The following is a 16,327-nucleotide window of genomic DNA, read 5'->3' as shown; positions in this document are numbered from 1 at the left end:
GGTAAAGTTGGAACCACTATGACTACTGCCTCCGCGCTGAACCCTGCCGCCATCCCGTCCGTCACTGCCGAAACCCCGGTCCGGGTGCGGTTCTGCCCGTCACCCACGGGCACCCCGCACGTCGGCCTGATCCGCACGGCGCTGTTCAACTGGGCCTATGCACGGCACACCAAGGGCACCCTGGTTTTCCGCATCGAGGACACGGACTCCGCGCGGGACAGCGAGGAAAGCTACCACCAGCTGCTGGACGCGCTGAAGTGGTTGGGCATCACGTGGGACGAAGGTGTCGAGGTGGGCGGCCCGCACGAGCCGTACCGCCAGTCCCAGCGCAGCGACATCTACCAGGATGTCATCGATCGTCTGAAGGCCGGCGGCCACATTTACGAGTCCTACTCCACGCCGGCTGAAATCGAAGCCCGCCACCGTGCCGCGTCCCGTGACCCCAAGCTGGGGTATGACGGGTTTGACCGGCACATCACCGAGGAACAGCTGGCCCAGTACAAGGCCGAAGGCCGCCAGGCCGTGCTGCGCCTGCGGATGCCGGACGAGGACCTCACCTTCAAGGACCTCGTCCGCGGCGAGATCACGTTCAAGGCAGGCTCCGTGCCGGACTTCGCGGTGGTCCGTGCCAACGGCGCGCCGTTGTACACGCTGGTGAACCCGGTGGACGATGCCCTGATGGGCATCACCCACGTGCTGCGCGGCGAAGACCTGCTCAGCTCCACGCCCCGCCAGATCGCCCTGTACCGTGCCCTCTACGCCATCGGCGTGGCCGAGTACATGCCCGAGTTCGGCCACCTTCCCTACGTCATGGGCCAGGGCAACAAGAAGCTCTCCAAGCGCGACCCCGAATCCAGCCTGTTCCTGCACCGCGAACGCGGCTTTATCCCCGAGGGCCTGCTGAACTACCTGTCCCTCCTGGGCTGGTCGCTGAGCGCCGACGAGGACATCTTCACCGTCAAGCAGCTCGTGGAGCATTTCGACATCCACGATGTGCTGGCAAACCCGGCACGTTTTGACCTGAAGAAGGCAGAGGCCATCAACGGTACGCACGTCCGGCTGCTTGAGGCCGCCGATTTCCGTGCCCGCCTGGTGCCGTACCTCCGGGCCGCGGACCTGGTAGGGGAGATCCTCACCGACCGGGAGGAAGAGATCCTCACCGAGGCCGCACCCCTCGTCCAGGAGCGGATCACCTTGCTGGGGGAGGCCCCGGAGATGCTCGCCTTCCTGTTCAAGGCCGACGACGCGATCGACGTCGCAGACGACGCCCGCAAGGGCCTGCCAGCCAACCTGACCGAAGTACTTGACGCCGCACTGGCGGCCCTTGAGCCTGTTCAGGACTGGAACCCGGAGGAGATCCAGGCGGCCCTGAAGCAGGCGCTCGTGGAGGACCTCGGGCTGAAGCCGCGGCTGGCCTTCGGTCCTGTGCGCACAGCCGTCTCCGGGCGCCGGATCTCCCCGCCGCTCTTCGAATCCATGGTGATCCTGGGCAAGGACTCGTCCCTGAGCCGGCTCCGCGCCTTCCGCGGCTGATGTCCGCCACCGGCACCACCGCTGACGGAGTTCTGCAGACGCGCTTCGGGACCATCCGGGGCGTCCTGTTCGACATCGACGACACCCTGGTGGACCTCGAATACGCCATGACCACAGCCCTGCGCGAGGTCAGCGAGCACCTCCTGCCCGGTCTGGACCAGACCTCGTGGGAGCGTTTCGGCAGGATCTTCACGCACGAGACCACGCACTACTACGACAGGTACCTGGCGGGGGAGCTGACCTTCAATGACCAGCGCCTCCTGCGGGGGCGCGCCGCCCTGGGGCACTTCGGGGTGGAACTTGCCGAGGGCGAAGAATCGCACGGGTGGCTCTCGGCCTACAGCCGGCTGCAGCCCAGCTATGTGCGGGCCTTTGAGGACGTGCTGCCGCTCCTGGACGTGCTGGACGCGGCCGGCATCCCCTACGGTGCCGTCAGCAACAACGTGCACGACTACCAGCGGGCAAAGCTCGACAGTGCCGGCCTGGAACGCGTCATGCGCCTGGTTGGCACGGACACCGTAGGGGTGGCCAAGCCCCAGCCGGCCATCTACCTCGAAGGAGTCCGGCTGCTGGGGACCGCACCGGAGGAAACCCTCTATGTGGGGGACAACAGGATGCTGGATGCTGAAGGTTCGACGGCGGCGGGCCTGATCGGCGTCTGGCTCAACAGGGTGGGGGAGCCTGCGCCGGATTTCGCCGGTCACGAGGTCACGTCGCTGTCGCAGCTGCTGGGCTGAGCGGCCTTTTACTCTGCAGCCTGCAGCCTTCGCCTGTTCCATAGAACGACGTAGCTGCTTGCGGATCCGAACACAAGCCCAGCAACCAGTCCGAGGGGGCACGGCTGTTGAGCTTTCCACCCGGCGCGGCGAAGCCGTCTGTCAGGCGCCCTGTTGCTCCGTGCAATGGTGACGCCCCTTGATCGAGCCTGCCGGGGCCACCCACCTGAACCAAGCGGTAGCCCGGACGACAAAGGACATCCGGAGGACCTGGGGCAAGGGCAGGACGATGGTTATTCATTAGTAACTTACCGAGAGCAAATTATTCCGGGGATATGGCAAGGGCTTCGGCACCCAAGCCGTCAGCGCCGATTTGTGCCAGCCCAAAGTCTCGGGTAAAGTAATTTCTCGTGCTGAGGCGCACGGAGCGCGGCTTGAAGCCCGAAACTCCGGCCCGAAAGTATCATTGGGATATGGTGTAATTGGCAACACTACGGTTTCTGGTACCGTCATTCTAGGTTCGAGTCCTGGTATCCCAGCTCTGTTTGGTCGCAGGCTAACCGCGGCAAATCAGTGGTTTCAGATCGGTTCGCCGATTTGAAACGCGCGCTGAGTGTATGAAATACTCACTTAGCAAACCGGCCTGGCGCCGGTTGGAAGTGAAAACTTCCTGGAAGTACGCGGCCCCATCGTATAGCGGCCTAGTACGCTGCCCTCTCACGGCGGTAACGCGGGTTCGAATCCCGCTGGGGTCACCATGAAACGGTCCCGGGCCTCAGCCCGGGGCCGTTTTTCGTTGTGGACTCCGCTCCGGCGGAAACAGGACAAAACCGGGGGCCGGTGGAAAAGCGGCGCAACTGGCATGATGATCCTGTGACCTCCTCAGACGGGCTTCGTCCCACGCAGCCTCCGCAGCCTATGCGCGCACCGAAAACGCAGGCTGGCCCGCCCAACCCGACGCCTGATCCGGCCGTGGCCTTGCTCGAGGCGGTACGTGAGGACCTTTCCGCGGTGCTGTTGCCGCTTGCCCTTGCGGACGTCGAACAGGCGCGCCAGGACACGCGGAACGCCGTTGCCCAGCTGGATGACTACATCCTGCCGCGATACCGCAGCTTGGACGCACCGCTGCTTGCCGTCGTCGGGGGTTCCACGGGCGCCGGCAAGTCAACGCTGGTGAACGCCCTGGTGGGGCACGCGGTCACCCGCTCCGGCGCCATCAGGCCCACCACCCGGCAGCCCATTCTGCTGCACCACCCGGCTGATGCCGGCTGGTTCGAAGGCCACCGTGTGCTGCCCACCCTCAACCGTATCCGGGGGACTGTTTCCACGGAACCCGTCCCGGCCAGCCGGGCCGGCGCAACACCCGATGTGGAGGCCATTTCCTCTCTGGTACTGGTATCGGACCGGGCTGTTCCGCAGGGGATCGCGCTGCTTGATGCTCCCGACGTCGACTCCATTTCCGACGACAACCGCAGACTGGCCGGACAGCTGCTGGCCGCCGCGGACCTCTGGGTTTTTGTGACCACTGCCAACCGCTACGCAGACGCGGTCCCGTGGAAGCTGCTGCTGGACGCGTCCTTGCGGGACATCATGGTGGCCGTGGTCCTGGACCGTGTGCCGGCCGAGGCGGAAGCCGAAGTCAGCGCCGATCTCCGTGCGTTGCTGCAGAAAGAAGGGCTCGGCGATGCCGGACTGTTCATTGTGCCGGAGACGGACCTGGACCATCTCGGCATGCTGCCAACACACGCCGTGGAGCCGCTGCGGCGCTGGCTGCAGGATCTTGCAGCCGACGCCGCGGGACGGTCCGGCATTGCCCGCCGTACGCTCAACGGAACGGTGAAGGCGCTGGCCGGGCGGGTCGGAACCGTGGCGCACGCGGTCCAGGGGCAGGAGCGGGCCGCGGCCACGCTCCGGGCAGACGCTGAGGCCGCCTATCGCAATGCCGGAACCCGGATCCTCGACGCAACAAAGGACGGCGCCCTCCTCCGCGGGGAAGTACTGGCGCGCTGGCAGGATTTCGTTGGAACCGGGGAATTCTTCCGGGCGCTGGAACAGAACATCGGACGGCTGCGGGACCGGGTGGGAGCCTTCTTCCGGGGGGAGCCGACGCCGGCCGTCCGGGTTGAAGCCGCCATCGAAACGGGGTTGCAGGCCGTCATCCTGGACGAGGCCGCCAACGCCGGCGAGGAAACTGACCAGCGCTGGCGCTCGGACCCGGCCGGCCGCGAGCTTCTGGGCACTGTCGATCTGTCCGGCACCAGCCCAGGTTTCGCCGAGGTGGCCGCAGCGGAGATCCGGGCCTGGCAGGCCGCCCTGATGGAACTGATCCGCACTGAAGGCCAAGGTAAGCGCACGCAGGCGAGGTGGCTTTCCTTTGGCATCAACGGGCTGGGTGCCGCCCTGATGATCGTGGTGTTTTCCATGACCGCCGGCCTCACCGGGCTGGAGATCGGTGTGGCGGGCGGTACAGCCGTCGTCGGCCAACGACTTCTGGAGGCGGTGTTCGGCGAAGACGCGGTGCGCCGGCTTGCGCAGACGGCGCGGGATGACCTCCACGCCCGTTGCCAGCGGCTGCTGCAGGCAGAGCAGCAGAAGTTCCTCCAACGCCTGCCGGAGGGCGGCGCGGACACCGGCCGGATCCTGACGGACCATGCCGCTGCACTGGCCCGGCTGGCGGCCCAAGCATGAGCCGCCACAGCGTCGCCCGTGAAGCGTCGCAGCTGGACCGCAGGCTCCAAGCCCTCAATGATGCCCGCGAACTCGCCGAAGGCGTCCTGCCGGATGCCGCACTTGAGGGGTTGTTCCGGCTCCTGGAACGTGCGAGCTCCCGGCGGTCACTGTCGGCTGATCACACCGTTGTAGGGTTCTTCGGTGCCACCGGTAGCGGAAAATCGTCACTCTTCAACGCGGTCAGCGGCGCTGAAATCGCGACGGCGGCCGCCCGCCGGCCCACAACGTCGGAACCTTTGGCTGGTGTCTGGGGAGCGGACGGCAGCGAGCCGCTGCTGGACTGGCTTGAGGTGGGCAACCGCCACCATGCGGAGCCCGTGGCAGGCTTCGCGGACGAGGGCACGGGGCTGATCCTGCTGGACCTGCCGGACTTCGATTCCACCAGGGCCGCGAACCGCGAGATCGTGGAGCGCATGGTTGGCCTGGTTGATGTCCTGGTCTGGGTCCTGGATCCGCAAAAGTACGCCGATGCGGCGGTACACAACGATTTCCTGGCGCCCCTGTCCGCGCATGGCGCCGTGACCCTGGTGGTCCTCAACCAGGTGGACCGCTTGCCCGAACGGGACGTGCAGCCTGTGCTGGAGTCCTTGAAAGGGATCCTTGCCCGCGACGGGCTGGGAAAGGTTCAGGTCCTGGGCGCATCCGCCCTGAAGGGCACCGGCGTGGACAAGGTCCGGAGTGCCATCCGCGGTGTGGTGGTGCAGCGCCAAGCACTTTCGCAGCGGCTGGCCGCGGACGTTTCGCGGGCCTCAGGGCAACTCCGGAAAGCCGCCGGCGCCGGGGAAGCCGTCGGTGTCAGGCCGGCGTCGAGATCCCGGCTCACCGATGAGCTGGCAACGGCCGCCAACGTGCCCGTGGTGGTGGACGCAGTTGCGCGGTCCTACCGCATCGAGTCGACGCGCCGCACGGGGTGGCCGGTGACGCGGTGGCTGGTGCGGTTCCGGCCTGATCCGCTCCGCCGGCTCAATCTGAGAAGTTCTTCTCCGTCCCGACTTAACCGGACCTCGCTCCCGGCCGCGGGCGCCCCGGAACGTGCCCGGACGGATGCTGCTGTCCGTGAGTTTGCGGACGCGGCCAGTGCGGGCGCACCCGGACCGTGGCGTGCCGCCATCAGGGGTGCTGCCCGGCAAGGGCGGGAGGCGTTGCCGGATGCCTTGGACCAGGCCATCGCAGGCACGGACCTGATGGCGTCCCGGAAGTCCTGGTGGTGGGGCGTGTTCAACGTCGTCCAGTGGCTTGCGCTGCTGACAGTCCTGGGCGGACTGGGCTGGCTGGGTGTGCTGGCCGGGCTCGGCTATCTCCAGCTGCCCGTGCCGCAGGTTCCGAAGATGGAGGGCTGGCCGGTGCCCACGCTGTTGATTGCCGGCGGTGTGGTGCTGGGGATCTTCCTGGCGCTGACTGGAAAATTCATTGGGTCAGGAGCCGCGAGGGCGCGCGCAGCCAGGGCCAGGAAACGGCTGCGGGCAGCGGTGAGCGGGGTTGCCCGGGACTTCGTGGTGGAGCCGGTTGAAATTGAGGTCAGCAGGCTCGCGTCATTCAACGCCGCACTGAAGGTCGCGGGCGGAAACTAAGGTAGTTACGCCAGTGCGGTTGCGGCGTCCCTGACCTTGATCAGCGTCCGCAGGTTCCGCGTGGTAGTGGTTGCCTTGAACCTGGCCTTGGACGAAATCTTGCCGAACGGGCTGTCCAACGTCCCCCCGGCCGGAGCCAGCCAGGCCAATGCCTCCGGGCCGAGGCGTTTCTGCTGCGTACCTTCAAGGGCCGCTCCGGCGGCGTCCAGCTCGTCGAGCATGGCGGTGTCCGATGCCAGCGTGATGTAGGTGTGCGTTGCCTTATCGTCCGCCGGGTACGGGCAGGCCGCCACAAGTTCGGAGACCCGCTGGGCGGTCAAAACCACCACCCAGGCGTCGTAGCCGAACGCGTCACGCAGGCACTTCTCAAAGGTCCGTTTGACGGCAGCAGGATCCTCGTCGCTTGCAAGCACCACGTTGCCGCTGGCCAGCAGCGTCTTGACGTCCGCGAAGCCCCGCGATGCAAGGGCGTTCTTGAGGTCCGCCATCTTGATGTTGATCCCGCCGACGTTGATCCCGCGGAGGAAGACTGCGTAGCTGTTCATGCGCACAGCCTAGCCGCCATGCGCACAGCCTAGCCGCGGGCAGCCAGGCCTGGACGGAGGCGGGACCTCAATCGGTGCTCTTGCGCAGGGCCTCGGTGAGTAGCCGGGCGGCGTTGCAGACCACCTCGGCGTGGAGCCGGCCCGGCTGGCGGGTGAGCCGCTCGATGGGGCCGGAGATCGAGACGGCGGCGATCACGCGTCCGGACGGTCCCCGGACGGGGGCCGAGACCGAGGCGACCCCGGGCTCGCGTTCGCCGAGGCTCTGGCCCCAGCCCCGCCGTCGTACGCCTGCCAGCACGGTGGGCGTGAAGCGCGCGGCCTGAAGGCCCTCAAGAAGCCGGTCGTGGTCTTCCCAGGCGAGCAGCACCTGCGCGGCGGAGCCGGCCTTCATGGAGAGTTTCGTGCCCACGGGGATGGTGTCGCGCAGGCCGATGGGGCGTTCCGCGGAGGCGACGCAAATACGCCATTCGCCCTGGCGGCGGAAGATCTGGGAACTTTCGCCGGTGGCGTCGCGCAGCTGCATCAGGACCGGGCCTGCGGAAGCGATGAGGCGGTCCTCGCCGGCGGCGGAGGCGAGCTCCACCAGGCGGCTGCCGAGGACAAACCGGCCCTGGATATCGCGGCTCACCAGCCGGTGGTGGATCAGGGCCAGGGCAAGCCTGTGCACGGTGGGCCGGGCCAGGCCAGTGGCGGCCACCAGCTGTGCCAGCGTGGTGGGTCCGGCCTCCAATGCATCAAGCACATGGGCTGCTTTATCAATGACACCGACTCCACTAGAATTGTCCATGTAATGATATTGACGTCTCATTATCTGAGATGCAAATCTTTGGGCTGGCACAAAATGCAGCCCTGCTGGTTCAGTGGAACCAAACAGCCAAACAGCAGTGAAGGGAGATGGCCGTGGCAAAGACACTGGCCGAGAAAGTCTGGGACGCACATGTGGTGCGCAAAGGCGAGGGCGAAGGAGCCAATGCCCAGCCCGACCTCCTCTTCATTGACCTTCACCTTGTCCATGAGGTGACTTCTCCGCAGGCTTTCGAGGGCCTGCGCCTGGCCGGCCGCAAGCTGCGCCGCCCGGATCTCACCATCGCCACGGAGGACCACAACACTCCCACGCTGGACATCCACAAACCCATCGCCGATCTCACCAGCCGCACGCAGATTCAGACGCTGCGCAACAACTGCGCGGAGTTCGGTGTCCGCCTGCACTCGCTCGGCGACGCGGAACAGGGCATTGTGCACGTTGTTGGCCCGCAACTGGGCCTCACCCAGCCTGGCATGACCGTTGTCTGCGGTGACTCCCACACGTCCACCCATGGCGCGTTCGGTGCCTTGGCGATGGGCATCGGCACGTCCGAGGTGGAGCACGTCATGGCCACCCAGACGCTGTCCCTGAAGCCGTTCAAGACCATGGCCATCAACGTTGAAGGCACCCTGCGCCCGGGCGTCACCGCCAAGGACATCATCCTGGCCGTGATTGCCAAGATCGGTACCGGCGGAGGCCAGGGCTACGTCCTGGAATACCGCGGTTCCGCCATCCGAGCGCTGTCCATGGATGCCCGGATGACCATCTGCAACATGTCCATCGAAGCCGGTGCCCGCGCCGGCCTGGTGGCCCCGGACCAAATCACCTACGACTACATGTTTGGCCGCCCGCATGCGCCACAGGGTTCGGACTGGGATGCCGCCGTCGCGTACTGGAACACGCTAAGGACCGACGACGACGCGGCGTTCGATGTCGAGGTGGACCTGGATGCCGACACGCTGGAGCCGTTTGTCACCTGGGGCACTAACCCGGGCCAAGGCGTTTCGCTGTCTTCCAAGGTGCCGTCCCCGGAGGACTTCGGCGACGAGAACGCCAAGGCTGCCGCCGAACGCGCCCTGCAGTACATGGGACTGACCGCCGGTACACCCATGAAGGAGATCCGGGTGGACACGGTCTTCCTGGGCTCCTGCACCAACTCACGCATGGAGGACCTTCGCGCGGCCGCGGACATCATCCGCGGCCGCCAGAAGGACCCCAACATCCGGATGCTGGTGGTACCCGGTTCGGCGCGCGTGCGGCTCGAAGCAGAGGCAGAAGGCCTGGACAAGGTCTTTAAGGACTTTGGTGCCGAGTGGCGCTTCGCGGGCTGCTCAATGTGCCTGGGCATGAATCCGGACCAGCTGGAGGTGGGGGAGCGCTGCGCCTCGACCTCAAACCGCAACTTTGAAGGGCGTCAGGGCAAGGGCGGCCGCACCCACCTGGTTTCTCCGGTGGTGGCAGCGGCCACGGCCATCCGTGGCACCCTGAGTTCGCCGTCGGACCTCGATCCTGCTCCCGAGTCCGCCGCCATCCGCACCAACGCAGCCTAGGAGGCCGCCATGGAAAAGTTCACCACCCACACCGGCATCGGCGTCCCGCTGCGGCAGAGCAACGTTGATACGGACCAGATCATCCCCGCGGTCTACCTCAAGCGGATCACCCGTACCGGCTTCGAGGATGCCCTGTTCTCGGCCTGGCGCAAGGACCCGGCCTTCATCCTGAACCAGGCGCCGTTCAACGCCGGCTCCGTCCTGGTGGCGGGCCCGGATTTCGGCACCGGTTCATCCCGTGAACACGCCGTCTGGGCCCTGAAGGACTACGGCTTCAAGACCGTCCTCTCCTCCCGGTTCGCCGATATTTTCCGCGGCAACTCCGGCAAGCAGGGACTGCTGGCCGCCGAGCTCGCCCAGGACGACATCGAACTGATCTGGAAGGAACTGGAAAACGCCCCGGGCACCGAAGTCACCGTTGACCTGCCGTCCAAGACCGTCAGCTGCGGCAGTATCGTGGCACCCTTTGAGATCGACGATTATACCCGCTGGCGCCTTCTGGAGGGCCTGGACGATATTGGCCTGACCCTCCAGCACGAAGAGGACATCACCGCCTTCGAGACCACCCGTCCGGCCTTTATGCCCACAACGCTTCCGGCCCGCCTTTCCTGAGTACCGCTGGGGCAACGCGGGGTCACTTGCGGCCCATGTCAGGTCCCAGGACGGGCCGTAAATGACCCCGCGTTGCATCTCTCCTGGCGGTGGCGACGTTGGGAAGTCACGACGGCGCTGCGCACGCCGTATTTCGGTTCGGTAACGCAACCTCCTATGCTTAGCTGGAGCCTTTGCATGGATTTTGGGGCGAGTAATCGTAAGGAAACCGGTATATGAGTAGTGTTCTGACAATCCGCGGCGGAGTCCCGCTTACAGGCCGCGTCAGCGTCCGGGGGGCCAAAAACCTTGTTCCGAAGGCAATGGTGGCAGCATTGCTGGGCAACGAGCCGTCGGTGTTGCGGAACGTTCCGGAGATCAAGGATGTGGAGGTTGTCACCTCGCTCCTGCAGTTGCACGGAGTCACAGTGGTCAAGGATCCCGTCAGCGGCGACCTCACCCTGGATCCGAAGGCGGCAAAAACCGCCCCGAGCACTGCGATCGATGCCCACGCCGGTGATTCACGGATCCCCATCCTGCTCTGCGGACCCCTGATCCATGCGATCGGTGAGGCTTTCATTCCGGACCTTGGCGGCTGCAAGATCGGTGACCGGCCCATCGACTACCACCTCAACGTGCTCCGCCAGTTCGGCGCCGTGGTGGAGAAGCGCCCGGGCGGCATCCATATCTCCGCGCCCAAGGGCCTGCACGGCGCCAAGATCAATCTGCCGTATCCCTCGGTCGGCGCCACGGAACAGGTGCTGCTCAGCGCCACCCGCGCCGAAGGGATCACCGAGCTTTCCGGCGCCGCCACCGAGCCTGAGATCATCGACCTCATTGCCGTGCTGCAGAAGATGGGCGCCATCATCAGCGTCCAGACAGACCGGACCATCCGCATTGAAGGCGTCCGTGACCTGGGCGGCTATAACCACCGCGCCCTTTCGGACCGCAACGAATCGGCGTCGTGGGCCTCCGCGGCGCTGGTGACCCGCGGTGACATTTTCGTTGAAGGCGCCTCACAGCGGGACATGATGACGTTCCTGAACACCTACCGGAAGGTGGGCGGCGGCATGGACATCGGCGAGGACGGCATCCGCTTCTACCACCGGGGCGGCAAGCTCAACCCGCTGGTTCTGGAAACCGACGTGCACCCCGGCTTTATGACCGACTGGCAGCAGCCGCTCGTGGTGGCGCTGACCCAGGCCGAAGGCGTATCAATCGTCCATGAAACCGTCTACGAAAACAGGTTTGGCTTCACCGATGCGCTTATCCGGATGGGCGCCAGCATCCAGGTTCACCGCGAGTGCCTGGGGAGCGTGCCGTGCCGCTTCGGCCAGCGCAACTTCCTCCACTCCGCCGTCATCTCCGGCCCCACCCAGCTTAAGGGCACCGACATCGACGTACCGGACCTGCGGGGCGGCTTCAGCCACCTGATCGCGGCGCTGGCCGCTTCCGGCACGTCGCGGGTGACCGGGATCGATATCATCAACCGCGGCTACGAGCGTTTCACCGAAAAGCTGTCCGGCCTCGGCGCCGACTTCGACATCAGCTCGACAAAGTAGCGGTGGGTACGTGAAGGAAACGGCCAAGAGCCAGGCCACATTCGTTGTGGTCGCAGCTATAGTGCGACCGGTGCTGAACGCAATGATGAACAAGAAGTGGGAAGGCCTCGAGAACCTCCCCGCCGGCGGATTTATTGCTGCGCCCAACCACTGCACGGAAATCGATCCGCTGATCGTGGGGCATATTCTCTACAACCAGAAGCGCGCCCCGCACTTCCTGGCCAAGGCCGGACTGTTCAAGGTTCCGGTGCTGGGCGCGGTCCTGCGTGCCACCCGGCAAATCCCGGTGGAACGCTCGACGGCGGGAGCGAACCGCTCGCTGCAGCTTGCCCAGGAGATTGTGGCGGACGGCGGTGCCATCATCATTTACCCCGAAGGTACGCTCACGCGCGATCCCGCCATGTGGCCGATGAAGGGCCACACCGGCGCTGCCCGTCTTGCCTTGGAAGGCGGCATTCCTGTGGTTCCGATCGCTCACTGGGGGGCCCATGAGGTGTTCCCGCGTTATGCGAAGCGGTTCCACCTTTTCCCGCGCAGGACGTCCAGGGTGATGGTGGGCAAGCCCGTTGACCTCAGCCAGTTCATGGGCCGGCCACTGGACAAGGCAACGCTGACCGCGGCTACCGAGAAGATCATGGATGCCGTGACCGGTTTGCTGGCCGACATCCGCGGGGAGGAGCCGCCCGCTGAACGCTGGGACCCTTCCAAGCACAATCAAGCCACGCACGGTCGCTTCGTTGTGCGGGAAAATCCTGACGACGCTGCGGATGCCACCTGATGGCTGACGGAAGCCGTCAGGGTTCCGCCCGGTCTGTCGCTGTCCTGGGCGCCGGTTCCTGGGGTACCACATTCGCCAAGATTCTCGCCGACGCGGCCGGCGTAGCGGGGGAAGAACGTAGCATCCGAATCTGGGGCCGGCGCAGCGAAGTGGTGGAGCAAATAAACAGCACGCACCGCAACGTCCAGTACCTGAAGGACACCGAACTGCCGCCCTGCATCTCAGCGTCCACGGACGTCCGTGCCGTGCTGGCGGGCGCGGACCTGGTGGTCCTCGCTGTTCCGGCCCAGTCACTGCGCCTCCAGCTACGTGAATGGAAGCCGCTGATTGCTTCTGACGCCATGGTGGTGTCACTGATGAAGGGCCTGGAGCTCGGCACCGACGCTCGGATGAGCGAGGTCATCAGCGATGAACTGGGGATTCCCGCGGAACGCATCGCAGTGGTTTCCGGCCCCAACCTGGCCATGGAGATCGCCCGTGAGGAACCCACGGCCTCAGTGGTGGCCTGTACCGATGCGGCCGCCGCAGGCTGGATCGCGAGGAGCTGCACAGCGCCATACTTCCGTCCATACACCACAGCGGACGTGGTCGGCGTGGAAATCGGCGGAGTCGTCAAGAACGTCATCGCGTTGGCCGTGGGCATCTGTGAAGGTAAACAGATGGGGGACAATACCAAGGCCTCCGTGATCACGCGGGGCTTGGCCGAAACGTCAAGGCTCGCGCTTGCCCTTGGTGGCGACGCCCGGACCATGGCAGGGCTGGCCGGTCTGGGGGACTTGGTGGCAACGTGTTCCTCGCCGCTGTCACGAAACCATACGGCTGGCCGGATGCTGGGCCAGGGACTCACCCTCGAGCAACTGGCCCAGCAGATGACCCAAACAGCCGAAGGTATAAAGTCCGGCCAGGCTGTCCACGAACTTGCCGGGAAGCTGGGTGTTGAAATGCCCATTACTGCCGCCGTCGTAGCCGTCCTGGCCGGCAAACTGTCCGTTGACCAACTGGGGCCGCTGCTGCTGGCCCGGGACCTGAAACCCGAAGGCGATTACTGACGATGTCCGACGATAACCTGACCGCAGCGGACTCAGCCCCCCGGGCCAAACCCCGCGTCGCGGTGCTTTTTGGTGGCCGGTCCAGCGAGCATGCCGTGAGCTGCGTGACCGCCGCCGGCGTGCTGGGCGCCATCAGCAAAGACAAGTACGAAGTCATCCCCATCGGCATCGCCAAATCGGGGCAGTGGGTGCTGGCCTCGGGGGATACCACCCAGTGGTCGCTATCCGCGTCGTCGCTGCCGGAGGTAGCTCCGTCAGCACAAACCGTGACACTGGCCGAGATCGGCGGCGAGCACCAGCTGATCGTCGCCTCGCCGAACCAGGTCGCGCAGGAACTCGGCACGGTGGACGTTGTGTTTCCCCTTCTCCATGGTCCCTTTGGCGAGGACGGCACCATCCAGGGGCTCCTGGAACTGTCCGACACCCGCTACGTCGGCGCCGGCGTGCTGGCGTCGGCTGTAGGCATGGACAAGCACTACATGAAGGTTGTGTTCGAGGCCGCCGGGCTGCACGTGGGGCCCTACATTGCCGTCACGGACCGGCAGTGGGTCAAGGACGCGGAGGCCGTCCGCAAAAAGGTGGACCAGCTCGGCTTCCCGGTGTTCGTCAAGCCGGCGCGGGCGGGTTCGTCCATGGGAATCTCCAAAGTGGACTCGCTTGAGGAACTCGACGCCGCCGTCGAGGAAGCCCGACGCCACGACCTCAAGCTGGTCATCGAGGCCGGCATCGTAGGGCGGGAAATTGAATGTGCCGTCCTGGAAGGACGCGGGACCGATTCCCCCCGGACGTCCATGCCGGGTGAAATTTCCGTCGCCGCCGGAACGCACGAATTTTACGATTTCAACGCCAAGTATGTTGAAGACGACGCCGCCTCGCTGAGCTGCCCCGCCGACATTCCCGAGGAAGCCATCGTGCGCGTCCGGGAACTCGCGGCGGCCGCCTTTGACGCGGTGGGGGCCGAGGGCCTGAGCCGCGTGGACTTCTTCTATACGCCCGACGGTGACCTGATCATCAACGAGATCAACACCATGCCCGGGTTTACGCCCAAGAGCATGTACCCGCAGATGTGGGCAGCGTCAGGCCTGGACTATGCGGCCCTGATTGATGAGCTGATTTACCTGGCCTTAAACCGGAAGACCGGTCTTCGGTAGTCCCCACCGGTACCCTAACCTCGCTCCGCTTCGGCCAGGGAACCCTACCGGCGTGGGCCCACCACCTGCCCTTCTACCGGGTGGTGGGCAGGTTCTGCAGATCTGCCTGGCCCACGCAGTTCCGGCTGGCCGGGACCTTTCCGACTGACGCGGAAAGATCCGCCAGGACGGTCGCGGAGCTGATCTTCTCCGGATCCATCAGGATTTCCGTGGCGGGTTCGCGGCCGAAGGTAGTCAGCGTCCACACTGGATCGCCTTCCTTGATGACCCAGTCGATGCCGTTGACACTCACGCACCGGTCTGTCGTCGGGCCCGGAACATTAACGCCGCAGCGCAGGATCACCTGGGACGGGTCCCCCCACGCCGCAGTGGCCTGGCTGTTGGTTTTCCGCAGGGCAGCATCGCCGATGGCGTCCGGAAGGGCAACCATCATCGGTGCGCAGGCCGGGTTCGCCGCATCGCCGGCGGCGGTGACATCCACGGTCGGGGCGCAGGCGGACAGAAGAGCTCCTGCGACGGACGCAGTCAGCAGGATTCCGGACACGCGGATAGGCAGGGGAAAACGGGGATTGCGCATCCATCCAGCCTATCGTCGCTGCCGTGTGCTGCGGGACGCCCAATGGACCGTGCGGCCCTCTAGAGCAACTGGCCAGCGACTGGCCGATCAACAATGTCGGTGCCGCGCTGTAGCGTAGGGGCGTGCCTGAAATCCCGTTGACTGAAGAAACGCTGACTGTCGCCGCGCTGTCCGAAACCGAATTGCTGGCCCGGATCTTCCCGCGGCTGGAAATGGGTGGAAATCACGGTTCGGCAACCCTGCTCGGCCCTGGAGACGATGCCGCCATTGTCGCCGCTCCGGACGGCAGGACGGTAATCAGCATCGACACCCAGACCCAGGACCAGGATTTCCGCCTCGAGTGGAACAACGGCTACCGGACCACAGGCTTCGACGTCGGCTGGAAGGCGGCGGCCCAGAACCTGAGCGACATCAACGCCATGGGCGCCGTGGCCACGTCGCTCGTGGTGAGCCTGACGTTGCCGCCCGCAACTCCTGTCAGCTGGGTGGCGGACCTGGCGGACGGCCTGACCGCGGGTATCAGGGAACTCGGGGCCACCGACTGCTCGGTGGCCGGGGGTGATCTGGGCCGCGGCAGGGAAATCTCTGTGACGGTCGCCGTGCTGGGTTCTTTGGCTGGCGGCAAGGCCGTGCTGCGGTCAGGGGCCCGGGCCGGGGACGTCGTGGCCTTGGCCGGGACCGTGGGCCGGGCCGCAGCCGGTCTGGCGCTCCTGGAATCGGAGAACGCGGTGCAGTCACTGCCACCGGCGCAGCGGATGCTCGTGGAACTCCAGTGCAGACCGCGGCCGCCACTGACGGCCGGGCCGCTGGCCATGGCCGCCGGTGCAACCGCCATGCTGGACATCTCTGACGGACTGGTGCGCGACGGCGGCCGCCTCGCCGCCGCCAGCGGCGTCGCCCTGGACCTTGACCCCGCAGCACTGAAACCTCTCGCAGAAGCCCTGCGTCCGGCGTCGGACCTTCTCCACGCTGACCCCATGGCCTGGGTACTTGGCGGGGGAGAGGACCACGGGCTGCTGGCCACGTTCCCTGCCGGCGTTCAGCTGCCTGCCGGATTCACTGCGATAGGCTCAGTACATGCCCCGGAAAGCTCCACACCACCGGGCGTCACAATTGCGGGTCACGCCGCTGGCACCGGGGGATGGGATCACTTTGCAGACTAAGGTTGC

At 65.8% G+C, this 16,327-nt stretch carries 14 protein-coding genes and 2 tRNA genes; 13 read left to right on the top strand and 3 right to left on the bottom strand.

Features of this window, described 5'->3' with window-relative positions; genetic code table 11:
* Nucleotides 1-18 precede the first annotated feature (18 nt).
* The 6 genes from gltX to ACQCS0_RS13335 all read left to right on the top strand — a co-directional run bounded on the left by gltX (nucleotide 19) and on the right by ACQCS0_RS13335 (nucleotide 6,550).
* On the top strand, nucleotides 19-1,533 hold the full coding sequence (gltX, locus tag ACQCS0_RS13360) for a glutamate--tRNA ligase (RefSeq protein ID WP_354153684.1): 1,515 nt from the start codon (nucleotides 19-21) through the stop codon (nucleotides 1,531-1,533).
* Nucleotides 1,533-2,270 carry an HAD family hydrolase gene (locus ACQCS0_RS13355; protein WP_354153685.1) on the top strand — a complete coding sequence of 246 codons (738 nt, stop codon included), beginning with the start codon at nucleotides 1,533-1,535 and terminating at the stop codon, nucleotides 2,268-2,270. Before gltX ends, ACQCS0_RS13355 begins: the two co-directional genes overlap by 1 nt.
* Nucleotides 2,271-2,716: 446 nt before the next feature.
* A tRNA-Gln gene (locus ACQCS0_RS13350) sits at nucleotides 2,717-2,788 on the top strand.
* A gap of 143 nt (nucleotides 2,789-2,931) precedes the next feature.
* Nucleotides 2,932-3,007 (top strand) — tRNA-Glu (locus ACQCS0_RS13345).
* A gap of 160 nt (nucleotides 3,008-3,167) precedes the next feature.
* The gene (locus tag ACQCS0_RS13340) at nucleotides 3,168-4,937 is read left to right on the top strand and encodes a dynamin family protein (RefSeq protein WP_426938526.1); all 1,770 of its coding nucleotides are present in this window, start codon (nucleotides 3,168-3,170) and stop codon (nucleotides 4,935-4,937) included.
* Entirely contained in the window at nucleotides 4,934-6,550 is a 1,617-nt protein-coding gene (locus ACQCS0_RS13335) for a GTPase (protein ID WP_354153687.1), read from the top strand. The genes ACQCS0_RS13340 and ACQCS0_RS13335 overlap by 4 nt, the downstream gene beginning before the upstream one ends.
* A gap of 5 nt (nucleotides 6,551-6,555) precedes the next feature.
* On the opposite strand, the gene ACQCS0_RS13330 is transcribed toward ACQCS0_RS13335, so the two are convergent.
* Both ACQCS0_RS13330 and ACQCS0_RS13325 read right to left on the bottom strand, forming a co-directional pair.
* Nucleotides 6,556-7,095 (bottom strand): DUF1697 domain-containing protein, encoded by a 540-nt coding sequence (locus ACQCS0_RS13330; protein ID WP_354153688.1) that lies wholly within the window; start codon nucleotides 7,093-7,095, stop codon nucleotides 6,556-6,558.
* 67 nt (nucleotides 7,096-7,162) lie between these two features.
* Nucleotides 7,163-7,882 carry an IclR family transcriptional regulator gene (locus tag ACQCS0_RS13325; RefSeq protein WP_185260852.1) on the bottom strand — a complete coding sequence of 240 codons (720 nt, stop codon included), beginning with the start codon at nucleotides 7,880-7,882 and terminating at the stop codon, nucleotides 7,163-7,165.
* A gap of 113 nt (nucleotides 7,883-7,995) precedes the next feature.
* Here ACQCS0_RS13325 and leuC point away from each other — a divergent pair, with 113 nt between their 5' ends.
* From leuC to ACQCS0_RS13295, 6 genes are all read left to right on the top strand, one after another.
* Complete coding sequence (leuC, locus tag ACQCS0_RS13320; protein ID WP_282329022.1) at nucleotides 7,996-9,450, top strand: 3-isopropylmalate dehydratase large subunit; 1,455 nt, start codon at nucleotides 7,996-7,998, stop codon at nucleotides 9,448-9,450.
* Between the two features lie 9 nt (nucleotides 9,451-9,459).
* Nucleotides 9,460-10,062, top strand: a complete 603-nt coding sequence (leuD, locus tag ACQCS0_RS13315; RefSeq protein ID WP_354153689.1) for a 3-isopropylmalate dehydratase small subunit — start codon at nucleotides 9,460-9,462, stop codon at nucleotides 10,060-10,062.
* 215 nt (nucleotides 10,063-10,277) lie between these two features.
* Nucleotides 10,278-11,603, top strand: a complete 1,326-nt coding sequence (gene murA / locus ACQCS0_RS13310) for a UDP-N-acetylglucosamine 1-carboxyvinyltransferase (protein ID WP_354153690.1) — start codon at nucleotides 10,278-10,280, stop codon at nucleotides 11,601-11,603.
* A gap of 10 nt (nucleotides 11,604-11,613) precedes the next feature.
* Nucleotides 11,614-12,381, top strand: coding sequence for a lysophospholipid acyltransferase family protein (locus ACQCS0_RS13305; protein ID WP_354153691.1), 768 nt, complete (start codon nucleotides 11,614-11,616; stop codon nucleotides 12,379-12,381).
* Nucleotides 12,381-13,430: an NAD(P)H-dependent glycerol-3-phosphate dehydrogenase gene (locus ACQCS0_RS13300; protein ID WP_354153692.1), complete on the top strand. Its 1,050-nt coding sequence runs from the start codon at nucleotides 12,381-12,383 to the stop codon at nucleotides 13,428-13,430. The genes ACQCS0_RS13305 and ACQCS0_RS13300 overlap by 1 nt, the downstream gene beginning before the upstream one ends.
* 2 nt (nucleotides 13,431-13,432) lie before the next feature.
* Nucleotides 13,433-14,581, top strand: coding sequence for a D-alanine--D-alanine ligase family protein (locus ACQCS0_RS13295; protein WP_354153693.1), 1,149 nt, complete (start codon nucleotides 13,433-13,435; stop codon nucleotides 14,579-14,581).
* A 73-nt stretch (nucleotides 14,582-14,654) separates the two neighbouring features.
* Here the strand turns inward: ACQCS0_RS13295 and ACQCS0_RS13290 are convergent, their stop codons facing one another.
* A complete protein-coding gene (locus ACQCS0_RS13290) occupies nucleotides 14,655-15,158 on the bottom strand; it encodes a DUF3515 domain-containing protein (protein ID WP_354153694.1) in 504 nt (167 codons plus the stop codon).
* 122 nt (nucleotides 15,159-15,280) lie between these two features.
* On the opposite strand from ACQCS0_RS13290, the gene thiL reads away from it, so the two are divergent.
* Nucleotides 15,281-16,321, top strand: coding sequence for a thiamine-phosphate kinase (gene thiL, locus ACQCS0_RS13285; RefSeq protein WP_354153695.1), 1,041 nt, complete (start codon nucleotides 15,281-15,283; stop codon nucleotides 16,319-16,321).
* Nucleotides 16,322-16,327 lie beyond the last annotated feature (6 nt).

It is taken from the genome of Pseudarthrobacter sp. S6, from assembly GCF_050156575.1.
GTDB lineage: Bacteria > Actinomycetota > Actinomycetes > Actinomycetales > Micrococcaceae > Arthrobacter.
Note: the sequence above shows the minus strand (reverse complement) of the source record. Positions and strands in the feature narration are given on the sequence as shown.

Excerpts from the sequence above, each read along its gene's own strand:
- leuD (WP_354153689.1), top strand. The coding sequence starts at position 9,460 with ATGGAAAAGTTCACCACCCACACCGGCATCGGCGTCCCGCTGCGGCAG.
- ACQCS0_RS13325 (WP_185260852.1), bottom strand. The coding sequence starts at position 7,882 with ATGGACAATTCTAGTGGAGTCGGTGTCATTGATAAAGCAGCCCATGTG.
- ACQCS0_RS13330 (WP_354153688.1), bottom strand. The coding sequence starts at position 7,095 with ATGAACAGCTACGCAGTCTTCCTCCGCGGGATCAACGTCGGCGGGATC.
- ACQCS0_RS13355 (WP_354153685.1), top strand. The coding sequence starts at position 1,533 with ATGTCCGCCACCGGCACCACCGCTGACGGAGTTCTGCAGACGCGCTTC.
- ACQCS0_RS13335 (WP_354153687.1), top strand. The coding sequence starts at position 4,934 with ATGAGCCGCCACAGCGTCGCCCGTGAAGCGTCGCAGCTGGACCGCAGG.
- ACQCS0_RS13340 (WP_426938526.1), top strand. The coding sequence starts at position 3,168 with ATGCGCGCACCGAAAACGCAGGCTGGCCCGCCCAACCCGACGCCTGAT.
- ACQCS0_RS13300 (WP_354153692.1), top strand. The coding sequence starts at position 12,381 with ATGGCTGACGGAAGCCGTCAGGGTTCCGCCCGGTCTGTCGCTGTCCTG.
- gltX (WP_354153684.1), top strand. The coding sequence starts at position 19 with ATGACTACTGCCTCCGCGCTGAACCCTGCCGCCATCCCGTCCGTCACT.
- ACQCS0_RS13290 (WP_354153694.1), bottom strand. The coding sequence starts at position 15,158 with ATGCGCAATCCCCGTTTTCCCCTGCCTATCCGCGTGTCCGGAATCCTG.
- ACQCS0_RS13295 (WP_354153693.1), top strand. The coding sequence starts at position 13,433 with ATGTCCGACGATAACCTGACCGCAGCGGACTCAGCCCCCCGGGCCAAA.
- murA (WP_354153690.1), top strand. The coding sequence starts at position 10,278 with ATGAGTAGTGTTCTGACAATCCGCGGCGGAGTCCCGCTTACAGGCCGC.